General features: G+C 39.9%; 16 protein-coding genes and 1 riboswitch. Of the genes, 11 read left to right on the top strand and 5 right to left on the bottom strand.

Annotated elements, in window-relative coordinates; all coding sequences use genetic code 11:
- Positions 1–169: 169 nt before the first annotated feature.
- Entirely contained in the window at positions 170–880 is a 711-nt protein-coding gene (gene thiT, locus I7804_RS16540) for an energy-coupled thiamine transporter ThiT (protein WP_248404218.1), read from the bottom strand.
- A gap of 109 nt (positions 881–989) precedes the next feature.
- Positions 990–1,104, bottom strand: a riboswitch (TPP riboswitch).
- 230 nt (positions 1,105–1,334) lie between these two features.
- Between thiT and I7804_RS16535 the strand changes: the two genes are divergently transcribed.
- Positions 1,335–2,006, top strand: a complete 672-nt coding sequence (locus tag I7804_RS16535) for an HAD hydrolase-like protein (protein WP_110072881.1) — start codon at positions 1,335–1,337, stop codon at positions 2,004–2,006.
- On the opposite strand, the gene hflX is transcribed toward I7804_RS16535, so the two are convergent.
- Together hflX and asnA are read right to left on the bottom strand one after the other, a co-directional pair.
- Positions 1,990–3,303: a GTPase HflX gene (hflX, locus tag I7804_RS16530; protein WP_248404217.1), complete on the bottom strand. Its 1,314-nt coding sequence runs from the start codon at positions 3,301–3,303 to the stop codon at positions 1,990–1,992. The two genes, I7804_RS16535 and hflX, sit on opposite strands and share 17 nt — an antisense overlap.
- A complete protein-coding gene (gene asnA, locus I7804_RS16525) occupies positions 3,303–4,313 on the bottom strand; it encodes an aspartate--ammonia ligase (protein ID WP_022754596.1) in 1,011 nt (336 codons plus the stop codon). The genes hflX and asnA overlap by 1 nt, the downstream gene beginning before the upstream one ends.
- A gap of 504 nt (positions 4,314–4,817) precedes the next feature.
- Here asnA and I7804_RS16520 point away from each other — a divergent pair.
- From I7804_RS16520 to I7804_RS16480, 9 genes are all read left to right on the top strand, one after another.
- Complete coding sequence (locus tag I7804_RS16520; protein ID WP_022754595.1) at positions 4,818–5,051, top strand: HPr family phosphocarrier protein; 234 nt, start codon at positions 4,818–4,820, stop codon at positions 5,049–5,051.
- Between the two features lie 123 nt (positions 5,052–5,174).
- Complete coding sequence (locus I7804_RS16515; protein WP_248404216.1) at positions 5,175–7,580, top strand: ATP-dependent DNA helicase; 2,406 nt, start codon at positions 5,175–5,177, stop codon at positions 7,578–7,580.
- 883 nt (positions 7,581–8,463) lie between these two features.
- Positions 8,464–11,136 (top strand): valine--tRNA ligase, encoded by a 2,673-nt coding sequence (locus tag I7804_RS16510; RefSeq protein ID WP_110072883.1) that lies wholly within the window; start codon positions 8,464–8,466, stop codon positions 11,134–11,136.
- A gap of 142 nt (positions 11,137–11,278) precedes the next feature.
- Positions 11,279–12,739, top strand: coding sequence for a bifunctional folylpolyglutamate synthase/dihydrofolate synthase (locus I7804_RS16505; RefSeq protein WP_248404215.1), 1,461 nt, complete (start codon positions 11,279–11,281; stop codon positions 12,737–12,739).
- On the top strand, positions 12,732–12,905 hold the full coding sequence (locus I7804_RS16500; protein ID WP_022754591.1) for a hypothetical protein: 174 nt from the start codon (positions 12,732–12,734) through the stop codon (positions 12,903–12,905). Before I7804_RS16505 ends, I7804_RS16500 begins: the two co-directional genes overlap by 8 nt.
- On the top strand, positions 12,902–14,317 hold the full coding sequence (locus I7804_RS16495) for a tetratricopeptide repeat protein (protein WP_074755123.1): 1,416 nt from the start codon (positions 12,902–12,904) through the stop codon (positions 14,315–14,317). The genes I7804_RS16500 and I7804_RS16495 overlap by 4 nt, the downstream gene beginning before the upstream one ends.
- Positions 14,318–14,326: 9 nt before the next feature.
- The gene (locus I7804_RS16490; protein WP_022754589.1) at positions 14,327–14,581 is read left to right on the top strand and encodes a hypothetical protein; all 255 of its coding nucleotides are present in this window, start codon (positions 14,327–14,329) and stop codon (positions 14,579–14,581) included.
- Between the two features lie 89 nt (positions 14,582–14,670).
- Positions 14,671–15,045: a RidA family protein gene (locus I7804_RS16485; RefSeq protein ID WP_022754588.1), complete on the top strand. Its 375-nt coding sequence runs from the start codon at positions 14,671–14,673 to the stop codon at positions 15,043–15,045.
- A 45-nt stretch (positions 15,046–15,090) separates the two neighbouring features.
- Complete coding sequence (locus I7804_RS16480) at positions 15,091–16,170, top strand: tetratricopeptide repeat protein (RefSeq protein ID WP_248404214.1); 1,080 nt, start codon at positions 15,091–15,093, stop codon at positions 16,168–16,170.
- Positions 16,171–16,466: 296 nt separating this feature from the next.
- Here the strand turns inward: I7804_RS16480 and I7804_RS16475 are convergent, their stop codons facing one another.
- A complete protein-coding gene (locus I7804_RS16475) occupies positions 16,467–16,955 on the bottom strand; it encodes a PH domain-containing protein (RefSeq protein ID WP_022757741.1) in 489 nt (162 codons plus the stop codon).
- Positions 16,956–17,224: 269 nt separating this feature from the next.
- On the opposite strand from I7804_RS16475, the gene I7804_RS16470 reads away from it, so the two are divergent.
- Positions 17,225–18,886: an EAL domain-containing protein gene (locus I7804_RS16470; protein ID WP_022757742.1), complete on the top strand. Its 1,662-nt coding sequence runs from the start codon at positions 17,225–17,227 to the stop codon at positions 18,884–18,886.
- 230 nt (positions 18,887–19,116) lie between these two features.
- Here I7804_RS16470 and I7804_RS16465 read toward each other — a convergent pair whose 3' ends face one another.
- Positions 19,117–20,541 (bottom strand): amidophosphoribosyltransferase, encoded by a 1,425-nt coding sequence (locus I7804_RS16465; RefSeq protein ID WP_022756060.1) that lies wholly within the window; start codon positions 20,539–20,541, stop codon positions 19,117–19,119.
- Positions 20,542–20,676: the final 135 nt, after the last annotated feature.

Below are 20,676 nucleotides of genomic sequence, written 5' to 3'. Positions count from 1 at the left end.
ATGTATAAAAACTTCTCACCAGCCAAGGAAGCGTCCCTTCGGATTTGCTGGTGCTGCCATGGCTGGTGAGAAGCTTTTTTATGACAAAATTCAGATCTATAGAAAGAGGCTGCTACCTTAAATTGAAAATACATTTAAGGAAGCAGCCTCTGATTTTGGCAATGTGATATTATGAAGCCAGCTTATTTACAGCGATTCTCTTGGAATCAGCTTCGTTGGCAGCAACTCTGATCTGATTAAGTCCCTTTCTGACAGCAGGGATGAGGAGCACTACGATAGTGATAGCTGCTTCTGTGATGATATACAGTCCGTTATATCCAAATGAATATACCCATACATTCTGACCTTCAGGAGCATACATTCCGAAGAAGATAACACCTGACAGAACTGCAAATACCATACGGCCTACTATACCTATTAAATATCCGGAATACAATCCGTATTTTCTGGTGCTTGTAAGACCTGAAAGTCCCAGCGCTGTGAATGAGAATATATAGTCGAACAGCATCTGAGGGAAGCTTATGATATAAGGGTCTACGATCATCTGCAGAAGACCGTATGCAAGTCCTGCCATAAGTCCGCTTCTAAGACCATACAGATATCCAACAAAGCATACAAAAAACATGGATAGAAGGGTTATAGATCCACCCTGTGGCATTTTGAAAATCTTGACATTAGAAAGTACAAATGCAAGTGCTATGCACATGCCTGATACTACAAGCTGGCGTGTGCTGAATTTGTGCTGGTCTTTGGTGTTCTTAAAAAAACATGCGGCTACAACTGCAGCGATCAGCACGATAATAAGGGCTGCGTAGCCTGCGGTAGTGAATGAATAAGTGGTTTCGCCATCACTTGTGACAGCATTGAAGAATAATGACATTGAATATCCCTCCTTGCAGCATTAGCTGAAAAAATGTAATAAAATATTAGTTTTTTGAATATGCCCAAGGAAACGATCCGTTAGAATTAGTGCGTCACACTTACAGAAAGTTGATAATGAAATGCTTCCTTACGCCGGTATTACCCGGTTCAAGTAATAAGGGTCAAGCCATGTTATCAGTATAACAAAAGGCTCTTCTCAGCAAAGCTCCCCTAGCAGGTATTCAATTCTTAACCTTATTAAATCTAACACAGTAAGAGGATTTATTCAAGATATCCTTTGAACATAACCTTCCCTCAAACGTCATATTGATAAGAAACGAAATAATGCACAAAAAGTTCCGTAACTATTTATGCATTTTGAATATAATGGCTATTGCGTGAATGTGTCATTATATCGTACATTTAATAATGCGCACGTATGATAATCCATATATCCAAAGGGAGACGAAAACATGCTGAAGTACGTACTATTTGATCTTGATGGCACATTAACAGATTCCGGTCTTGGCATTACCAAGGCTGCGCAGTATGCGCTTAAAGACCAGGGAATAGATGAACCCGATCTTTCTAAACTTGGGTTCTTCGTAGGACCTCCGCTCAATGTAACATTTATGGAGCGATATGGTATGGACGAGCAGCATATGCTTAATGCCGTAGCCAAGTTTCGAGAATATTATAATCCTATCGGGGTATTTGAAAATAAACCTTATGAAGGTGTTGAAGAAATGCTCAAAGCTTGTCACGAGGCAGGTCTTAAGATAGCTATCGCATCCAGTAAGCCTGAAGTTATGGTCTATAAGGTGCTCAATCACTTTAAGCTTACATCATATTTTGATGTTATCGTAGGAAGTGAGCTTGACGGTCGCCGTACTGACAAGAACGAAGTAGTAGAAGAGGCTCTTAGAAAGCTTATGGCCAATGCTGATGAGACAGCAATGGTTGGTGACAGATGCTATGACATGGTTGGAGCAGTCAATCATGACCTTATGGCTCTTGGCGTAACCTATGGCTACGGAACATATCTTGAATTAAAAAATGCCGGAGCAGACAAGACTTTTGATACTGTAGAAGATCTTAAGAATTACCTGCTGGCGGCATGTGGTGCACTTAAGAAGTGCTGCTGATATATTCAGCGTATTTGTTTATATCCTGTTTTTTGAGCTTAGCTCTTATTTTGGTTCCTTCCGGAAGATATTCAGTAGTAAGGACTTCACTTCCATCGAGGATAGCAGCAACAACTGCTCCTTGAGAATATGGAATTATAAGTTCGCATTCCTGACTCCCTTCCAGAAGGACTTTGTCTATAAGGGACAGTAGTTCTTCTGTTCCGATATCCTTTTTTGCAGCCATATATATTCTGTGATCACGAACATATGGAAGCTGAACCATTGTAGATCCCTGTTCATCAGCTATATCTGATTTGTTGAAGACATATATTTTAGGTATATCCCCGGCGCCAATCTCAGACAGTGTCTTATCAGTGACTTCCATATGCCTGTTATAGTCAGGATCAGAGAAGTCTATAACTTCCAGTAGAATATCAGCATATTTGATCTCTTCAAGAGTTGATCTGAAAGCTTTGACAAGTGTTGTTGGAAGATCGTCTATGAATCCTACTGTATCTGATAGAAGAAATGACCTGTGACCTGCAGGAGATATCTTTCTTACAGTAGTATCAAGGGTAGCAAAGAGCATATCCTGTTCCAGAACCTTCTTGTCATCAGTATTACCATCCGCATAGTCTGTAAGGAGATGATTCATGATGGTTGATTTGCCGGCATTGGTATATCCTACAAGTGCTACCTTGGGAACAGAAGATGATAGTCGTCTGTTTCGCTGAGTAGATCGTTCCTTACTTACTGCTTCAAGTTCTCTTCTAAGTTCTGCAAGGCGGTGTTCGATACGACGCTTGTCAAGCTCTAGTTGTTTCTCGCCGGCACCTTTGCTTGACTTAGAACCGGAAGCTCCTCCTTGCCTTGTAAGACCTTTCCTCATATGGGAAAGTCTTGGCAGGAGATACTGAAGTCTTGCAACCTCTACCTGGAGTCTGGCTTCTCTTGTTCTTGCTCTATCTGCAAATATTAAAAGGATAAGAGCTGTCCTGTCGATAATTTCTCTGTCGAGGATCTTCTCAAGATTTCGTATCTGCATAGGTGACAGTGTCTGATTGAAGATAACAGCATCAGCATCGTCATATTCGATCCTTGCTTTTATCTCGTCAACCTTGCCGCTTCCAACAAAAGTGGCCTGCACAGGTGACTCAGCATTCTGAGTCACAACAGCGCAGACCTTCATTCCTGCCGCTTCAGATAGACCTCTGAGTTCCTGCATGGAACTTGCAAAGACGTCTTCATCGCGATCTGTATTAAGTCCGACCAGTATTACGACCGGTTTCTTTTCTTCTTTTATGATATCTATCATTATAAGAGCTGAATTCCGTTCTCTGCGCAGGCTTTCTCGGTCTCAAGTGGCCATAGAGAGCTCTGAACTTCACCTATATGTGCCTTGCGCAGGAAGAACATACATATACGTGACTGTCCGATACCACCACCGATAGTATAAGGAAGTTCCTTATCAAGGATTGCTTTCTGGAAAGGAAGCTTAGCACGATCTGTGCAGCCTGCCTTCTCAAGCTGAGATTTAAGTGAGTTCTCATCTACACGGATACCCATGGATGAAAGCTCAAGTGCGATATCAAGTACAGGATAGTATACAAGGATATCTGCATTAAGTTCCCAGTCATCATAGTCAGGAGCACGTCCATCGTGAGGCTCGCCTGATGCAAGTTTATCGCCGATCTTCATGATGCATACAGCACCTTTGGCCTTGGTGATGTAGTATTCACGTTCCTTGGGAGTGTATTCAGGGAACATATCTTCAAGTTCCTGAGTTGTTATAAAGAAGATATCATGAGGCAGGATCTCTTCGATATAGTCGTACTGGATAGAAAGGAACTTTTCAGTCTTTCTAAGGATCTTGTAAACCTGGCGTACTGTCTCCTTGAGATAGTCAAGATTACGGTCTTCCTTGCGGATAACCTTCTCCCAGTCCCACTGATCTACGAATATAGAATGAATGTTGTCAGTCTCTTCATCGCGGCGGATAGCATTCATATCTGTATAGAGACCTTCTTCTATATTAAAGCCGTATTTCTTAAGAGCGAATCTCTTCCACTTGGCAAGTGACTGAACTATCTCACCTGTATGATCCTTATCATTGAGGATATCGAATGCTACAGGACGTTCAACACCATTGAGGTTATCATTAAGGCCTGATGTAGGATCTACAAACAGAGGAGCTGATACACGCTGAAGATTAAGGCGTGCTGAGAGCATGCTCTGGAAAAAGTCTTTGACTGTTTTGATAGCAACCTGTGTATCATGGAGACTAAGCTCGGAATGATACTCTTTTGGAAGTTTAAGTTTCTCCATAATGGTATATACCTTTCGAATTTTGTATAAAAAAACTACTTTCTTATTAAAACTCTTTTTTTTTATTCATTTCAAGAGAAGTTTGAATAAATGTGAGCTGATTTTTATACAAGAATAGAAGTGATAAAACTGGTGCGCAAAAATGCGCGGATGAGTAAGTAATCATTTTATGAAACGAATCAGAAAAAGTCACGAAAATATATATCAAATACACGTAAAAATGATAATAATACATACAAATATGATAATTATTGAGCATTATTAAGCGCCTTTGAGTATATTTGATGGTAAAGTTTGTGCAATATTTAGCCCTGTAAAGCCTTTACAATCATCATGTATGATTTATAATAAATTGAAATTGAACGAGGAAATGTATAAGTTCGATTCGGTTTTTGGTATGAACTTCATCTTGTAAGAGATTGATGCTATTAGTATCATGATGGAGTCATGGGTTATTGATATACGGTTTCGGCAATGCCGTATATAAGAAAGGATGTTTTGATAATGGTAAAAGAGAGAATACAGCACGTTATAAAGTTATCACCTTCACAGGTCAAGGATTTTGTAAGAGCTGCAGAGAAGTGCGATTTTGATATTGATATTTCTTACGGTCATGTTGTAGTAGATGCCAAATCTATCCTTGGTATCCTCGGACTTGATCTTACTAGAAAGCTTACAGTAAGCTTCTTTGGACAGAATGAAGATTTCGAATCATATCTTGCAGGTGTTGCAGTATAATTTCTTATATTAAGTTAATTAGATCTTTTATGATTATAAAGCTCTTCGTGGTATAATCCATGAGGGGCTTTTTTCTATGCCTTTTTACATAAAAATAATCATAGATCAACATGAGGTTTATTAATGCAGATCAGAATCTCTGTCAGAGGCCTTGTCGAGTTCATATTACGACAGGGTGATATAGACAATCGAATACATACATCAGCTGAAAATGCCATGCTTGAAGGCGGCAGGATCCATCGTAAGATTCAGAAACAGCAGGGATCCAGTTACCATGCTGAGTATCCTCTTTCTTATAATATACATTCGTCCAAGTATGACCTTATCATCGAAGGACGTGCAGACGGAATCATAGAAGAAGATCCTGTTATCATAGATGAGATAAAAGGAACATACAAAAATCTTGATCACATGGATGAACCTGTGCCTGTACACCTATCGCAGGCTAAGGTTTATGCGGCCATATATCTGATTCAGAATTCGCTGGAACAGATTGGGGTCAGGATGACCTATTGCAGTCTTGAGACAGAAGAGATCAAAAAATTTGACTATACCTATTCTGCTTCACAGATCGTGAGCTGGTTTGAAGACGTTGTCAGTAAGTATAGAGTATTTGCTGATTTCAAAGCAGAATGGAACAGTATATGTACAAACTCAATTAAGAATTGCCCATTTCCTTTTCCTTATAGGAAAGGCCAGAAGGAACTTGCTGCAGGAGTATACAGGACGATAGTTCATGGCAAAAAGCTCTTTCTTGAAGCTCCTACAGGTACAGGTAAGACTCTTACGACTGTTTTTCCTGCAATAGCAGCTATAGGGCAGGGCAAGGCAGAGAAACTTTTCTATATGACAGCCAAAACTCTTACAGCAGCTGCGGCATCAGATACTTTCCAGCTTCTTAGAAGAACCGGCAAACTTAGGTTTAAAACAGTAACCATAACAGCTAAGGACAAGATATGTCTTTCTAAAGAATGTGACTGCAATCCTGAGAAATGTCCATATGCCAAGGGACATTATGACAGGGTTAATGAAGCTATGCTGGATATGATGAGGAGCGAAGACAATTACAGCAGAGATACTATTTTGTATTATGCAAGGAAGCATATGGTATGTCCCTTCGAGCTGTCACTTGATATAAGCCTTTTTGCTGATGGGATAATCTGTGATTATAATTATGTTTTTGATCCTTTTGTGTATCTTAAAAGATACTTTGCTGAGAACAATTCAGGAGAATATATATTCCTCATAGATGAGGCTCACAACCTTGTAGACAGAGGCAGGAGTATGTATAGCGCAGACCTTATGCTATCCCCTTTGGCTGATCTTAAAGAGATGCTTTCGGGAGCCTATGTACCTTTTAAATCTCATATGACAGCCCTTTATAACCAGATTATGTCTATGGCGAATTCTTCTGACAGACCTATGATGCTAGAGACTATAGAACCTCTTGTGGAGATGATAGACAGACTTTCTTCGTCTATGTCATCATATCTTGATGATAATTCGGAAGGTCCTTTCCATGATGAGATAGTTAATTATTATTTTGAGCTTTCAAGATTTCTTACAATCTATGATAAGCTTGATGACCATTACAGGATATATCAGGAATGGGATGATAAAGAAGGTTTCAGGATAAGACTTTTGTGCGTGGATCCGTCACTAAATCTGGGTGCATGTATGTCAAGAGCCGTATCTACGATACTGTTTTCGGCTACATTTCTTCCCATACAGTATTACAAAGAGCTTCTGGGCGGAGATGATGAAGACTTCGAGATGTATTCAAGTTCAAGCTTTGATCCTGACAAAAGATGTATCATAATAGCCAAGGATGTCACAAGCCGCTATGCTATGAGAGGGCCGGAGCAGTATGAGAAGATATCTGAATATATTCATAGGATCGTACAAAAAAGACGTGGCAACTATATGGTATTTTTCCCATCTCATGCATTTCTTGAAGAGGTATATGATGTATATCTATCCAAATATGCAGAAATTGATGGAGCGCAGGTCCTTGCTCAGGGGAGCAATATGTCAGAAGAAGAGCGTGAGATGTTCCTTGATATGTTCTCTGAGGGCAATAATGTGAATCTAAGTGACCTTATCAATATGGAAGTAGATATTGAGGATGACAGGATCGTTATAGGATTCTGTGTTACGGGAGGAATATTTTCTGAGAGTATAGATTTAAGGAAAGATTCACTGATAGGGTCCATAATTGTGGGATGTGGTATCCCTCTTGTCTGCAATGAAAGGGAAGTTTTAAGACATTTCTTTGATGAAAACGGAAGAGATGGATATGACTTTGCTTACAGGTATCCTGGCATGAACAAGGTGCTTCAGGCAGCGGGACGCGTCATCAGGACAGAAGAAGATACAGGTGTAGTAGCACTTCTTGATAACAGATTCCTTCAAAGTAGCTATAGATCGCTATTTCCAAGAGAATGGAATGATGTTGAAACGGTTACGACTCAGACGGTCAATAATGCGATAAGTGAGTTTTGGGCGCGGTTAAGCCAAACTCAGGACTAGTTTGAGGCCCTGATATAATAAATCATAAAAATCAGCAAATAGGTTAACATAAACTTTTTTGATCAAGATATATGTTAACCGAACAATTGCATAAAATTGTTCGAATTTTTGCAAAAAAAGCATCTGTGAAGGTACAAAAGTAGTTAAAAGATCATGAAACTGACACTAATGTCTATGTGGATAACTCCGTGGAAACTGGGGATTATTTAAAAAACGAGTTTCAAGAATCGCATAAGAACGCTATTTTGACAAACTTATGAAATACCGTTAAACGCGTAATGGATTTTGGAACAAGAACTGGTGTAGTCAATAGAATTATGTAAACCATAAAACGTATGACACAGGTGTCATTTTTCTGATAAAATCATATTTGGATATATAAAAGTTATATTCTTGTTATGAGATCATGAACTTAATATATTTTGAATAAAACTTGACAAGTCTTATGCAAGTGATAAGATAAAAATAATTTTAATATGGCGTAGGTAGTTTTATAGATGCCTTCGCTTAGGCGATAAGGAAGAGGAGTAAGGTTACAGACACTCAACAGAGAGCATTTGATAGGGTGGAAAAATGCGTGTTGTCGTATCCCGAAGGTAGCTTCTGGACATGGTACATAGAAATGCATCCATGCATTTCTAAAAACGTATTATGTACTAGCCGGATTGCTCAGAAAGTATTTGTATGAATACAAAGGCAGTCCCGGGTGCTCTCCGTTACAGGCTAAATGAGCATGGATCTTTTGTACTGGTCCATGGAATCAAGGTGGTACCGCGTTTATGACGCCCTTGGCCGATAATGTCCGGCCGAGGGCTTTTATTATTGCAATAAATAGCCAGGCAGTGGACGAAACCAGATCATAGTCATAAGAAAGGAAGAAACCATGAAAAAAGAACTGGCAAAGAATTATGATCCTCAGGGTATTGAGAATCGTCTTTACAGCAAGTGGGAAGAAAAAAAGTATTTCCATGCAGAAGTTGATGAAACTAAGAAACCATTCACTATTGTGATCCCGCCCCCAAATATCACAGGACAGCTCCATATGGGACATGCCCTTGATAACACAATGCAGGATATTCTCATTAGATATAAGAGAATGGAAGGATATAATGCACTCTGGCAGCCAGGAACAGACCATGCTTCCATAGCAACAGAGGTTAAGGTTATAAATGAGCTCAAGAAGCAGGGCATCACCAAGGCTGATCTTGGTCGTGAAGGCTTCCTTGAGAAGTGCTGGGACTGGAGAAAAGAGTACGGCGGACGTATCGTTAAGCAGCTCAAAAAACTCGGTTCTTCATGTGACTGGGACAGAGAACGTTTTACAATGGATGAAGGCTGTAACAAGGCCGTTACCGAAGTATTCGTTAAGATGCATGAAAAAGGATATATTTACAAGGGCAAGAGAATGGTTAACTGGTGCCCTATATGTAAGACCTCTATCTCAGATGCAGAAGTAGAATACAAAGAGCAGGCAAGCCATTTCTGGCACATCAAGTATCCTCTTATCGAGGACGATGGAACTGTTTCTACAACTAAGTTCCTGGAGTTTGCAACAACACGTCCTGAGACTATGCTTGGTGATACAGCAGTAGCTGTAAACCCTGAAGATCCAAGATACAAGGATTATATCGGCAAGAATGTAATGCTTCCTATAATCAACCGTCCTATTCCTGTAGTTGGCGATGAACACGCTGATATGGAATTCGGTACAGGTGTTGTTAAGATCACTCCCGGTCATGACCCTAACGACTTTGAAGTTGGTAAGCGTCATAACCTTGAAGTTATCAACATACTCAACGACGATGCTACTATCAATGAAAAGGGTGGCAAGTTCGAAGGTATGGACCGCTACGAAGCAAGAAAGCTTATCGTAGAAGAGCTTGATAATATGGGACTTTTAGTATCCATAGAAGATATGACTCACAACGTAGGAACTCACGACAGATGCGGTGAGACAGTTGAGCCTATGGTTAAAGATCAGTGGTTCGTTAAGATGGACGAGCTCATCAAGCCTGCAGTTAAGGCTATTGAAGATGGCGAGATCCAGCTTATTCCTAAGTCTATGGAAAAGACATATTATAACTGGACCAATAACATCAAAGACTGGTGTATATCACGTCAGCTCTGGTGGGGACACAGAATCCCTGCATGGTACTGTGATGAGTGCGGTGAGATCGTTGTTGCCAAAGAGGCACCTACAGTATGTCCTAAGTGCGGATGCAAGCATCTGACACAGGATCCTGATACACTTGATACATGGTTCTCATCAGCCCTTTGGCCTTTTGAGACACTTGGATGGCCTGAGATCACAGAGGATCTTAAGTATTTCTATCCTACAGATGTTCTTGTAACAGGATACGATATCATCTTCTTCTGGGTTATCAGAATGATATTCTCAGGATTTGAACAGATGGGAGAGAAACCTTTCAAGACAGTTCTGTTCCATGGTCTTGTAAGAGACTCTCAGGGTCGTAAGATGAGTAAGTCACTTGGTAACGGTATCGATCCTCTTGAGATCATCGATCAGTACGGCGCTGATGCACTTCGTCTTACACTTATTACAGGTAATGCACCTGGTAACGATATGCGTTTCTACATCGAGCGTGTTGAGAACAGCCGTAACTTTGCCAATAAGGTATGGAATGCTTCACGTTTCATCATGATGAATATGGGTGATGATGAAGAGAGTGCTATCAATAAGCCTGCACCAGAGGGACTTGAACCTGTTGACCACTGGATACTGTCCAAGTTCAATAACACTGTAAAAGAAGTTACAGACAACATGGACAAGTTTGAGATGGGTATCGCTGTTCAGAAGGTTTATGACTTTATCTGGGAAGAGTTCTGTGACTGGTACATCGAGATGGTTAAGCCTAGACTCTACAACTCAGACAATAAGGTATCAAGAGATGCTGCTATGTGGACACTTCAGACTGTTCTTATAGGCGGTCTCAAGCTCCTTCATCCGTTCATGCCTTTCATTACAGAGGAGATCTTCTGCACTATTCAGGACGAAGAGGAGTCTATCATGATCTCTTCATGGCCTGTATACAAGGATGAATGGAACTTCGCTGATGATGAGAAGAGTATTGAGACTATCAAGGAAGCTGTTCGCGGTATCCGTAACGTTAGAACTCAGATGAATGTTGCACCAAGCCGTAAAGCTAAGGTATTCGTAGTATCTGATAGCGATGAGATGCTTGATATCTTCAGAACAGGTAAGCTTTTCTTTGAGTCTCTTGCATATGCTAACGAATCAGTATGCCAGAAGGACAAGGAAGGAATTGCAGATGATGCAGTTTCTGTAGTTATCCCCGGATGCAATATCTACATTCCTTTCGCAGAACTCGTAGATATAAAGGCGGAGATAGAGCGTCTTAATAAGGAGAAGGGCAAGCTTGAAGGTGAGCTTAAGAGATCACAGGCTATGCTCTCTAACGAGAAGTTCCTTTCTAAGGCTCCTGAAGCTAAGATTGCTGAGGAAAAAGAAAAGCAGGCAAAATATAAACAGCAGTATGATCAGATTGTTGAAAGACTTGCTCAGCTTGAGAAATAATAGTATTAAAATGTGAGATCATAATAACGATACGGTCTTACATCATTACAGAAAAAACGGTATATCCGCAGGTAAAAATATAGTGCCTGCGGATATATATTTATAGAGGACTCGCTTGCTCACGGCATAAGCTTAAAGATGAATGAGTCAGCACATCATATCAAAGCAGGCAATGGAATATATGACTTACAATACAAATGATCTCAAACAGAATATTATTAATATAAAAAACATACAAAAACAAAACAAACTGACTCTTGCAGCGTGTGAGGAGTTTCTAAATAGCCTGCCTTACTGCACAGTCAAGCATACTATTTCTGAAAACAAAGCTTTTCTTGAATATATGAAAAGCCCTGACAAGGATATGAAGATCATCCATGTTGCAGGAACCAACGGCAAGGGCTCCGTATGCAATTATGTATCATCGATACTGCTGCATAGTGGCTATCATATAGGAATGTTCACTTCTCCTCATCTTGTAGATATTACGGAGAGGTTCAAAATAGATGGATCAGATATATCCGAAGATGTATTTAGAGATGCTTTTTGCAAAATCCTTGACATTATAGAGAGATACAATAAGCAAAAAGATCACACGTATTCAATAAATAAGACAGATAAAATAGATGAAGACGATGCTGGTTTCTTTTTTCCATCATACTTTGAATATCTTTTCTTTATGTCGATGATAGTATATACGGATCATCCGGTAGATTATCTGGTACTTGAAACAGGCCTTGGCGGGCTTTTGGATGTTACAAATACTATAGATAAGCCTGTAGTATGTGTGATTACTGAGATCGGCATGGATCATATGCAGTATCTTGGAGATACTTATGAGAAGATAGCAGCTCACAAGGCAGGGATTATCAAACCGGACGTACCGGTTATCTTTTTTGACAAAAGACCTGAGAGCACACAAGTAATCCGTGAAACTGCCATGCAAAAAGGTGCCAGAACCCATATGATTTCAGAAGAAAGCATAAAAAACGTCAAGCTTTGCAGGGATGATGAGGGCAATAAGTACGTTGATTTTTGCTATGATTCTGAGTATTATAATTATGTTGGATTATGCCTTCATACAAGTGCAATATATCAGACTCAGAACAGTGCACTTGCCATAAGTTGTATCGAAGAACTCAAGAATACAGGGGCTTTGGTATCTTATGATGATATAAGGATGGGATTATCTGGTGCTATGTGGCCATGCCGCATGGAAGAGATAAGACCGGGATTTATAGTAGATGGAGCGCATAATACAGATGGAATGGAAGCTTTTCTTGCAAGTACAAGGGATATAGACACGAAAGGTCGCAAGATTCTACTGTTTGGAGCTGTTTCAGACAAACAGTACAAGCTGATGGCTTCCATGATCGGTGATAGCAGGATATTTGACATTATCGCGGTGACTTGCCTTAAGACTTCAAGATCTTTGGACATGGACAGACTTACAGATGCATTTAAAGGTTATGACAATGTATCATTTTATGATAGCGTATCAGAAGCTACCGCATATATAGATTCAATTAGAACACAAGACGATTTGATCTTTGCGGCCGGTTCATTATATTTGGCCGGTCAGCTCAGGGAGACATATGATTAATTTCGAAGAAGAACTCAAAAAATTCCGCCCAAGCCTTGAAATAGAAGATGCTGAAGAACTGATACATAATCAGGATCTTGATGATATGGCGGATATTCTTGTAAGGATGATGAAAGAAGCTGAAAATGCTCCCAAAAAATCCAAGAATGGGCGAGGCAATATATGATTTGCTACAGATGCGGAAGTACTCTAACTGAGAGCGAGTTCTGCCCGGAATGTGGTGAAAATGTAGCCTTGTACAAAAAGGTTATAAGCCTTTCCAATGTATATTATAATGACGGCCTTCAGAAGGCTACAGTCAGAAATCTTTCCGGTGCTATTAACTCTCTTCAGCACAGTATAAAACTTAATAAAAATAATATCGAGGCCAGAAACCTTCTGGGCCTTGTCTATTATGAAGTTGGCGAAGTCGTTCCGGCTCTGTGTGAATGGGTCATAAGTAAGAACCTTCAGACATCAGACAATCATGCAGATGACTATATGGAAGAGCTTCGCAACAATCCTACTCATCTGGATGTTGTAAACCAGTCTGTAAGAAAATATAATGTAGCACTCAGATACTGCGAAGAAGGAAGCCTTGATGTTGCAGTTATCCAGCTCAAAAAAATACTGCAGTCCAATCCTAATTTTCTTGCAGCTCATCAGCTCCTTGGACTTTTGTATCTTAACAACGGTTCATATTCCAAGGCCAAAAAAGAGCTTACAAGAGCTCTTCGAATAGATAACGGAAGCACCAAGACCAGGTTTTATCTTCAGGAAGCGGAGAAGATGTTGTCTCCTGATGATGACGATGATAAGACTGTCAAGGAGAGATCCGAAACAGGTGATGTTATCGAGTATAGAAGCGGTAATGATACTATCATCCAGCCTGTACATAGTATGCAGCCCAAAGGAACAGTATCTCTTATAAGTGTGTTTATAGGTATAGTACTGGGACTTCTTGCAGCAATATTCCTCGTACTTCCTGCCAAGATACAGGATATCAATGATGAGGCAAGCGCAAGGATTGCTGCTATAAGCGAAGAAGGTGACCTTAAGTCATCGCTTCTTCAGGAGAATCAGAATACTGTAAATGATCTGAATGACCAGATAGCAGACCTTCAGGCGACAATAGAGTCTTATTCAGAGAACGATGTTACAGTTGAAGCTATGAATGAGCTGATGGCAGCAGTTGATGTATACATTCAGACGCCAAATGATACAAAGAGTATAGCTCAACATATGGATCTTGTTAATATGGACAAGATAAGTGAATCAGCATCTGAAGAGTTTTCTACTTTGTATGGCACTATGATGGAGCTGGTAGGACCTACACTTAGCGATTATTATTATAAGCTTGGTTATAAAGCATATACTTCACAGGACTATGACAGCGCGATAACAGATCTTGCCAAATCTTACGGCTATGACAATACCAATGAGCCTGCTCTGTACTTCCTTGGAAGTGCATATTATGAAAACGGCGATTATGACAAGGCCAAGAAAGCATATAATGAAGTCATGTCACTGTTCCCGGATACCAAGTATGCTAATAATGCAGAGACCAAGATTGCAGAGATCAATAATTTAGAAGAGTGATTATAGATTATGGAACGAGTTATGGAATTTAAGATGGAGCGTCCCGGCCTTTTGAAAGAAGGCGATACCATCACGGTCACAGAGGGAGTTCTTCCGAGTAATTATTATTATACAATTGATCCGTCTCTTGCTATGAGTGGCAATTATCCTTTTAATCAAAGGATGCTTGCAAGAGAAGGTAAGGTCATTAAAGTGGAAGAGAATGCCAGAGGCTTCTACGTTACAGCGGTATTTGAAGAACAGGAAAACAAATCTGTTTTTTAAAAACGCTTTGGATCATGTGTATTTAGTATAAGTATTATTATTTGTACTATAAGTATTTTTTTAAATCTATATCTAAGGAGGAAGTTATTATGAAAAAAGTATCTACAGACAAGGCTCCGGCAGCTATCGGACCATATTCACAGGGTATAATCGCGGGAGATTTCCTTTATGCATCAGGTCAGATTCCGATCAATCCTGCAACAGGTGAGATTGAAGGAGCTGATATCGAAGAGCAGACTGATCTTGTATGCCGCAATATCGGAGAGATATTAAAGGCAGCAGGAACAGATTATGAGCATGTAGTTAAGACAACATGCTTCCTTGCAGATATGGGCGACTTTGCCAAGTTCAACGGAGTATATGAGAAATACTTTACAGGTAAGCCTGCAAGAAGCTGTGTTGCTGTCAAGCAGCTTCCTAAGAATGTACTGTGCGAAGTTGAGATAATTGCTTATCTTAAATAAATTATTCTATGATATATGTCAATTAAGAACCGGGGGATACTCAGAATGAGGGGACGAGATAAAGCGCTTATTGCTATGGCTCTTACAATGGTGATGATGCTAAGTGGATGCTCATCATCACAAACAGATAATCTTCTTGATTCCGGAATCAAATATATTCAGGATCATGAGTATCAGAAAGCTAAAGAGACGCTTGAAAAGGCTCTTTCACAGGGCGCAAGCGAGCATGACTGCTGTAGGGCTCTTGGCATATGCTCTTTGGAGCAGGGCGATTATGATAGTGCTATAGAGTACTTCAAAACAGCTCTATCCTCAGGCAATGGCATAATTCATGATGTAGACTTTGATACCAACTTCTATCTTGCCAAGGCATATTATCTTAATGATGATTACAGTGATGCTATTAGTGTATATAATGCGATACTGAATCTTCGAAAGAATGATAAGAATGCTATATACATGCGAGGCGTCTGCTATCTGGAACAGGGAGATCATGATCTTGCAATGACGGACTTCCAGACTGTTATGAAGCTGGATCCTAAGGGATATGACAGGATCATAGAGATCTATCAGCTCCTTGCAGACAACGGGTATGAAGATGAGGGCATAGAAATCCTTGAAGGCGTAAGGGATCAGAACCATATGACCAACTATGAACTGGGACAGATAGCTTTCTATCTTGGCAATAACGCTCAGGCTCAGAACTATCTGGAGCTTGCCAGGAATGAAAAGAATGAGATGGACAAATCACCTATCATCCTGCTCCTTGGCCAGACCGGTGAGAAACAAGGTGATTATAACTATGCAATAAGTGTATATAAATCATACCTTGAGGAAAATGGCGAGCATGCTGAGATATACAACAGGTTGGGACTGTGTGAGATGCAGATGGCTGTATCTTACAATGATATAAGTTATTACAGCATGGCTATTAATGATTTTGAAGCAGGTCTTGCACTTAATGATCCCAATGAGAACAAGGCGCTTCTTCGAAATGAGATAACAGCATATGAGTATACCGGAGATTTTGAAACAGCCAATTCTCTTATGAGTACCTATCTGTCATTGTATCCGGATGATGAAGAAGCTCAAAGAGAAGCTGTATTTATAGCAACAAGGATATAGATGTTGTCTCTGTAAGTACAGTATCTTCGAAGACTTAGCATAAGATACGTGTATGCTTGGCAGATGACTATGTCTAAAACAGTAAGTCTATGACAGTAGATTTATATCAGTAGATCTAAGTTAGTAAATAAAAAGGCAGTGGTCTTTCGATTAATGAAAAGACCACTGCCTTTGCTAGTGTACTGACTCATTCATGTTTGATCAATTATGAACGAGTCACCACACTAGTGTATAAGCATGAAAATGTATTCTAAAATGAATCTTGAAACACAACTATACTAATCTTATATAAAACATCAGTGCTGGAGATCATCAGGGATTCCGTCATGGTTTAGATCAACGCCGTGATCCATTCCGGGATATTCATCCATATGATGATGACCATCATGGTAACTTAAGTTCTGGGTCGCTACAGTTCTTCTGCGAAGTCTGCAGGCTTCTGACTGAGATAGAAGGAAGTCCTTGATCTCTTTGCCATGCTTGATATTCTTAAGCTCGATCTTGTCACCTGAAGCATCTGAAGCTACAAAGCAGGTTATAGTAGAGAGACCGAAAATCCTCTGGCCTAGAGTACGTTTGATATTAACATCAGCTATCTTGTAAAGATAGCAGTCATCTTCGTCGAGATTGAGAAGTCCCTTAATGACTACAAGGTCATTCTCATAGATCTGATAATGTGTGAAAGGCCACGGAATTCCAAAAAAGCGCAGACGCGTAGTCTCCTTGAATACTAGATTACCTTTGGCTGTAAGAGATGGACCTGATTCCATGATTGGATCTGCCATTGTACACCTCCTGTTATTTTGTGGTTTTTTCTTATAATAAGCGAAAACATAGTAAAAGTAAAGATTACTAATATGGGAACGGTGACGGAATCTTGTATATAATATAGGGCAAAATGTAGAAATTTAACGAAATTATCTAAAATAATGGCATTTTTGTCAGTAATGACATAAAATATAAATGCGATACTATTTTTTTATATCAGATTCAAAATATTATCTAGTTTTATGTACGGCTGGGGAGAGTGATATTAGCCGTATAGGGAGGAAATATGCCTAGGACCGGACTTAATGACACAATAAGTAGGATATTTGATACTTTTGTAGTTGTATCTAAGAGCCGATACGCAGTTGTGTATGATATCTTTAATCACTATGCAAGATGGTCAACCAATGCGGTAGAATTTTTCGGACTGTCAGGAGAATATATAGAGAATGCCGACGATGACTGGCACAAACGTATCCATCCTGATGACCGTAAGAATTATGAACAGCGTATAACCGCCATGATAGCAGGTATCAATCAGGAAGCTCCTATGGAGTATAGAGCTATGGACAAGAATGGTGAGTACGTAGCCTGCTCCAGCAAAGGAACTATCATAAAGGATTATTCGGGTAGACCTGCTTATCTTGCATTCTTTATTACCAATCACGGAATAGTTTCAAACAGAGATCCGATCACAGATACAGACAATCTGTATCAGCTGTTCAATGAACTTCGTCAAAGACGTGATCGCAAGCAGAAATCTGTTGTTCTTGTAATTGATACAATAAGATTTGATGATATTAACCGTACATACGGTTATTCTTTTGGTAATCAGCTTCTGAGAGCACAGGCAGATCTTTTTTCTAATCTTGTTAAGAGTGATGGCAAGATATACAGAGGTGATGGAACGAGCCTTGTAGCTATAACAGGTTCGCTGTCTCTTGATGAAGTAAGGCGTCTGTATTCGAGAATGCGTGAGCAGCTTAAGACTGCGTTCTACGTTGCCGGCACAAGAGTTCCTGTAAGTATTGCAGGTGGTATAGTCGTTGTTGAGAACTTTGCTCTTGATGAGCATACTATATATACAAGTGCCAAGTATGCTTTGGATGTATCCAAGGATATGAATCATGGCGGACTTGTAGTATATCACAATGAACATCAGGAACAGAATGCAAGACGTATAGAGCTCCTTGATGCAATACGTGCAGATATCATGAACAGATGTGAAGGCTTCTATCTTGTGTACCAGCCTATAGTATCTTCCAAAGATAATCATATGATAGGTGCAGAGGTTCTTATTAGATGGAAGAGTGAGAAATATGGCGAGGTAATGCCTGATACATTTATACCTCTTTTAGAGAATGACAGTGTATTCTTTGAGCTTGGTAACTGGATCCTAGAGCAGGCATTTAATGAGACTCGTGGAATAGTAGCAGTATTCCCTGATTTCATGCTCAATATAAATCTTACATTCATGCAGCTTGAGCGAAGCGAGTTCAGAACTTCTCTTATGGAACTGCTGCGACGTACCAGATTCCCGGTTAAGAATCTTACGCTTGAACTTACCAAGCGTTGCCGTGACATGAGTAGAGAGCATCTTAAGAGTCAGGTAGACTTTATGAAGTCACTTGGAAGCCAGATAGCTCTTGATGTGGAAGACTTTAGCTCACTTGATCTTCTAAGACTTCTTCCTATAGACCTTATCAAGGTTGACAGAAGATTCCTTAGAGATATAGACAAGAACCTTGTAAACCAGTACATAGTAGAAGCTATGTCAGGCTTTGCACACAACATGAATGTACATGTTGCACTTACAGGTATCGAGAATGCTGAGATGCTTGGCTTTGTAAGAGATAAGTTCCCTGCAGATTCTTTCCAGGGTTATTACTATTCCAAGCCTGTAAGTATCGAAGAGCTCAAGAAGCTTCCTTTGTATCATGCGACTTGACAGACGCTGAATTGATAAGAATTTAGATAAGAAAAAATAAAAGATTATTGTATATATTATTTTTATAATTTATATCATGATGATATATACGATATGTTTAACAAAATGAACATAAAAAAAGCTTTCTTACTGATGATCAAAATAGTAAGAAAGCTTTATTATTATTATTATTATCTCAAGCTTCCCATTTGGTGATACTGCACCATCCAAGTGGGAAGTTTAGTTATTATTTAGCCTTTGCCGTTCCAGCAGTATGTGCAGAGCTTGCAGGACTCTATACCGATACCTTCGATCATATCGTCAAGTCTGTGATAGTGAAGAGAAGTGAAGTTGAGCTGCTTTCTGATCTCTTCAAGCATTGCTGCGTACTGCTCTGAATCCGGATCTGTATATTTGTCAAGAGTTTCTCTTGAAGGATTAGGATTGCCTTCAAGCTGTTCGATAACTCGTCTTGTGATAAGTTCTCTGTCTGAGTTGGATCTGGAGAAGCTTATATAAGGACATCCGAATACAAGCGGAGGGCATGCGGGACGGATGTGTACTTCTTTAGCTCCCTTGTCATACAGATATTCTGTAGTCTCTCGTAGCTGTGTTCCTCTAACGATAGAATCATCGATAAGGAGGAGTTTTTTATCTTTGATAAGGTCCTCTATAGGGATCAGCTTCATCTTGGCAATAAGATTACGCCTTGACTGGATAGTAGGCATAAAGGATCTGGGCCATGTAGGTGTGTACTTAACAAATGGTCTTGCATATGGGATACCTGATCTGTTAGAGTATCCGATCGCATGTGCAACTCCGGAATCCGGAACGCCGGCGATAAGATCAGGATATACGTTCCTTCGCTGGATATCTCTGTCAGCAAGTTTGAAACCGCAGTTATATCTTGCCTGCTCTACATTGAGGCCTTCATAGGATGCTGCAGGGAATCCGTAATAGATCCAGAGGAATGTGCAGATCTTCATCTCTTTGCGGGGAGCTGAGAGTGTCTCTACTCCGTCAGCAGTAAGGAATACGATCTCTCCTGGTCCTAGTTCTTTATAAGGTTCATATCCAAGGTTAAGATATGAGAAGCTTTCAAAACAAGCACAGTATGCGCCTTCTTTATGGCCGATCTCTACAGGAGTACGGCCGAACTTGTCGCGGGCTGCATAGATTCCGTCTTTGGTCATAACAAGAAGTGTCATAGAACCCTTGATATGATCCTGAGCAAAGCGGATACCGTCTACTATGGTATCCTGCTGATTGATAAGAGAAGCTACAAGCTCAGTTGGATTTACATCTCCGCCGCTCATCTCAAGGAAGTGAGAACGGTTATTCTCAAAGAGTTTATCTGTAAGCTCGTCAACATTATTGATTCTGCCGACTGTAGTGATAGCATATGTGCCATGATGAGAGCGAACGATAAGAGGCTGAGGCTCAAAGTCTGAAATACAGCCTATTCCGATATTTCCTTTCATGTGAAGGATATCTTTGTCGAATTTAGGACGGAAGTTTGAAGATTCAATGTTGTGGATAGCGCGGTCAAAACCCTTTTCACTGTCGTATACCGCCAGACCTGCGCGTCTTGTTCCCAAATGTGAATGATAATCAGTTCCATAGAATAGATCAAAAACTGCATCCTCGTGAGATGCTAATCCGAAAAAACCACCCATGCATGCCTCTTTCTGGAATAAAATAGGGATTTTATTGCCATGTTTAAAATTGTAGTTTGAACGTTCAGTCAAACTTTTTGCCACGACAATAATACCATGAAATAAGTCATTAATAACTACAAAATTAATATTTTG

The organism is Butyrivibrio fibrisolvens (assembly GCF_023206215.1).
Classification (GTDB): domain Bacteria; phylum Bacillota; class Clostridia; order Lachnospirales; family Lachnospiraceae; genus Butyrivibrio; species Butyrivibrio fibrisolvens_C.
The sequence above is the reverse complement of the archived record's forward strand: the minus strand, read 5'-3'. Positions and strand labels throughout refer to the sequence as shown.

What these genes read in the sequence shown, in the direction of transcription:
- I7804_RS16510 (WP_110072883.1), top strand. Translation starts at nt 8,464, where the DNA reads ATGAAAAAAGAACTGGCAAAGAATTATGATCCTCAGGGTATTGAGAAT.
- I7804_RS16485 (WP_022754588.1), top strand. Translation starts at nt 14,671, where the DNA reads ATGAAAAAAGTATCTACAGACAAGGCTCCGGCAGCTATCGGACCATAT.
- I7804_RS16515 (WP_248404216.1), top strand. Translation starts at nt 5,175, where the DNA reads ATGCAGATCAGAATCTCTGTCAGAGGCCTTGTCGAGTTCATATTACGA.
- I7804_RS16500 (WP_022754591.1), top strand. Translation starts at nt 12,732, where the DNA reads ATGATTAATTTCGAAGAAGAACTCAAAAAATTCCGCCCAAGCCTTGAA.
- I7804_RS16465 (WP_022756060.1), bottom strand. Translation starts at nt 20,541, where the DNA reads ATGGGTGGTTTTTTCGGATTAGCATCTCACGAGGATGCAGTTTTTGAT.
- I7804_RS16475 (WP_022757741.1), bottom strand. Translation starts at nt 16,955, where the DNA reads ATGGCAGATCCAATCATGGAATCAGGTCCATCTCTTACAGCCAAAGGT.
- I7804_RS16495 (WP_074755123.1), top strand. Translation starts at nt 12,902, where the DNA reads ATGATTTGCTACAGATGCGGAAGTACTCTAACTGAGAGCGAGTTCTGC.
- I7804_RS16470 (WP_022757742.1), top strand. Translation starts at nt 17,225, where the DNA reads ATGCCTAGGACCGGACTTAATGACACAATAAGTAGGATATTTGATACT.
- I7804_RS16490 (WP_022754589.1), top strand. Translation starts at nt 14,327, where the DNA reads ATGGAACGAGTTATGGAATTTAAGATGGAGCGTCCCGGCCTTTTGAAA.
- asnA (WP_022754596.1), bottom strand. Translation starts at nt 4,313, where the DNA reads ATGGAGAAACTTAAACTTCCAAAAGAGTATCATTCCGAGCTTAGTCTC.
- I7804_RS16505 (WP_248404215.1), top strand. Translation starts at nt 11,279, where the DNA reads ATGAGTCAGCACATCATATCAAAGCAGGCAATGGAATATATGACTTAC.
- I7804_RS16520 (WP_022754595.1), top strand. Translation starts at nt 4,818, where the DNA reads ATGGTAAAAGAGAGAATACAGCACGTTATAAAGTTATCACCTTCACAG.
- thiT (WP_248404218.1), bottom strand. Translation starts at nt 880, where the DNA reads ATGTCATTATTCTTCAATGCTGTCACAAGTGATGGCGAAACCACTTAT.
- hflX (WP_248404217.1), bottom strand. Translation starts at nt 3,303, where the DNA reads ATGATAGATATCATAAAAGAAGAAAAGAAACCGGTCGTAATACTGGTC.
- I7804_RS16535 (WP_110072881.1), top strand. Translation starts at nt 1,335, where the DNA reads ATGCTGAAGTACGTACTATTTGATCTTGATGGCACATTAACAGATTCC.
- I7804_RS16480 (WP_248404214.1), top strand. Translation starts at nt 15,091, where the DNA reads ATGAGGGGACGAGATAAAGCGCTTATTGCTATGGCTCTTACAATGGTG.